Origin of the sequence: Stenotrophomonas sp. RS-48 (assembly GCF_030053245.1) — a bacterium.
GTDB lineage: Bacteria > Pseudomonadota > Gammaproteobacteria > Xanthomonadales > Xanthomonadaceae > Stenotrophomonas > Stenotrophomonas maltophilia_P.
In genome coordinates, this window is sequence record NZ_JASGBV010000102.1 from 1 (window position 1) to 2,626 (window position 2,626).

Consider the following 2,626-nt stretch of genomic DNA (forward strand, 5'->3'; position numbering starts at 1 on the left):
CGCTGATGATCTCGGCGATCTTCTTCGAGGAGGCTTCAATGGCGGACATGGTGGTGACCACCTGGCCGACGACCGTGCGCCCCTCGCCGGCGATGTCGGCCGCATCGGTGGCCAGCTGGTTGGCCTGCCGCGCATGTCCCGCGTTCTGGCGCACGGTCGCGGTCAACTCCTCCATGGTGGCGGCGGTTTCCTCCAGGCTGGCCGCCTGCTGTTCGGTACGGCTGGCCAGGTGGCCATTGCCCTGCGCCAGTCCGGCGGCAGCGCCGGTGAGGCGGCTGGAGGCTGCCTGGATGCTGCCGACGATGCGGGTCAGCTCAGCGATGGTGGTGTTGGCATCGTCGCGGATGCGGGCGTAAACGCCGTGGAAGTCGCCCTGCATCTGCACGGTGAGGTCGCCGCGCGAGAGCGAGGACAGCAGCTGCGAGATCTGCTCGATGCTGCGTGCGTTGGCATCCAGCAGGCCGTTGAGGCGTTCCGCCAGCTGCAGGAAGAAGCCTTCCTTGCCGGCGGTGCCGACGCGGCCGCTGAAGTCGCCCTGCGCGGCGGCATCGACGATATGGCCGAGTTCTTCTTCGACCTCGATCTCGGCTGTGCGGTCGGCCCACTCCACCACGAATCCCTGGCGCTGTTCGTCGTCGCCGATGATCGGATTGACGATCAGCTGCAGGGCCCGGCCGCCGACGCGGATCTGCGTGCGATAGGTGCCGGTGAGGCGGTCGAGCAGGGTGGCCTGGTGGGCCGGATTGCGGTGGAAGATGTCGATGTTGCGGCCCAGCAGGTCGGCGGCGCTGAACTGCGGCAGGTCACGGCGCAGGTCGGCTTCGGCGGCGGCCAGCATTTTCTGCAGTGGACGGTTGACGAAGACGATGTTGCGGTCACGGTCGGCGATCATCACGTTGGTGGTGACATCGTCCAGCGCGCTGCGGATGCGCAGCGATTCGCCACCGGCCGCCAGCTCGCGCTGGCGGCGCTGCAGCAGCCGGGTGCTGGCTTGGACCAGGGCGGCGGCCAGCGAGTCCTGCGGGAACTGGCTGGCATGCAGCGCCTCGGGCAGGGGCTGGTCGTCGGCCAGGCCGCGTGCCAGGTGTGCCAGTTGCTGCGGGTCGTGGCCGAGCAGCAGAAGCTGGCGGCGCATCTGGACGGCCATCACCGACAGCAGGCCGGCCTCGATGGTGACGTACAGGGCGTGCAGGACCAGCACGCCCAGACCACTGCCGGCGGCGAATACCGGGTACGGCAGGCCGCGCGTCTGCAGGGCGAAGAACAGCACGTGATGCACGGCGATCGCCACGGCGGCCACCACGATCGGCAGCCAGTCGCGGTAGTACAGCAGCAGTGCGATCAGCACGATGACCGTGAAGTGGGTCTCCAGCTGTCCGTGCGTCTGGTGGATCAAGGTGGCCGACAGCACCATCCACGCCAGCGCTGTCGTGCAGCGGCTGAGGCGGCTGCCGGGTTGCAGGTGGACCTGCACCGCGCTGACCAGCAGCGCAGGCAGTGCGACCAGCAGCCACGGTGTCCATTGCCCATGGCGCACGGCCAGTGCCAGCGAGGCCAGGACCAGCCCTGCACTGACCAGCAGGAACAGGCGGTCGGCACCCGCGGCCAGCGTGCGCAGGTAAGGCGGTGTCGGCTGACCGGTCGGCGCGGCGGTATTACGGGTGGAGGCATGCATGCGCTACTCCTTGTGGCATGGGCAATGATGGGAAAGGATCACGGGCGCCTGTGCATTGCGCAGCAGCCCCGCAACCAGTGGAGCGGCTGCGAGCGGACGGCCGCCGCAGCCCGCGTCGAGAAGGGAGGGCCCGGCATAGACAAGGCGCTGCTGGTACAGCACCAGCCATTCGAAGGGCAGCGGCGTGCGGGCCTCCCGCAGATCGATGCCGTCGGGTGTGCGCGCCGGTGGGGCGCAGCCACAGACGATGGACTGCCGCAGCAGCAGGGGATGCTGGTGGCTGGCGGCAAGCACGGCGGGCGACAGCTGCGCCAGCACGTCCGCGGCGCGCCAGCGGCCGGCCGGTGGCTGTGAAGCATCGGCCTGCGCCCACAGCGCGGCGAGGGTCCATCCGAGCCACGCAGCGAGCAGCAGCACGCCGGCCAGCATTCGCCCACGCTGTACCGGTATCGGGTCGGGGTCGTTGCTGGCTGGCATCGCTGGCTCGCGTAGGACCGTGTCCCGTTAGCGGCGAGCGGCGGCTGAACCTGAAGAAAAATTCAATCAGTTGGCCGGGGCAACGCTGGAACTGTGATGCGTTGCGACAACCGGCGAGGAGTCACGGCGAGCAGACCGGGCCGGTCGAGGGTCGGATCCCTGCCAGCGTGCAGGAATCCGACGCGTCCCGGTTCCGATGAGGTCAGAACTCCTGCCAGTCGCCGTCGAGTGCCAGCGCCGGCTGCGCCGCCGCGGCGCGTGCGACGCGCTGGGGAGCCGGCCTGGCCGCTGGAGCTGCCGCTGGCGTTCTGCGCTGCGCCGCCACGACCACCGCCGGTAGCGGTGCTTCATTCTGTGACTCCAGGCGGAAGCGGGCCACGGCCTCACCCAGCTGCACAGCCTGTTCCTCCATCGCCCGTGCAGCGGCGGTGGCTTCCTCCACCAGCGCGGCGTTCTGCTGGGTGGTCTCGTCCA

The 2,626-nt window shown here is 69.5% G+C and carries 2 protein-coding genes and 1 pseudogene; all 3 read right to left on the reverse strand.

All coding sequences use genetic code 11. The features are described 5' to 3' along the window. On the reverse strand, window positions 1–1,675 hold a 1,675-nt coding region (locus QMZ25_RS17025), incomplete at its 3' end, for a PAS domain-containing protein (protein ID WP_283220011.1). Window positions 1,676–1,678: 3 nt separating this feature from the next. Then, window positions 1,679–2,152 carry a hypothetical protein gene (locus tag QMZ25_RS17030; protein WP_128990761.1) on the reverse strand — a complete coding sequence of 158 codons (474 nt, stop codon included), beginning with the start codon at window positions 2,150–2,152 and terminating at the stop codon, window positions 1,679–1,681. Window positions 2,153–2,354: 202 nt separating this feature from the next. Then, window positions 2,355–2,626 (reverse strand): annotated as a pseudogene (locus QMZ25_RS17035) (methyl-accepting chemotaxis protein); the annotation flags it as partial.

Coding starts and splice junctions, on each gene's coding strand:
- QMZ25_RS17030 (WP_128990761.1), bottom strand. CDS start 2,152: ATGCCAGCCAGCAACGACCCCGACCCGATACCGGTACAGCGTGGGCGA.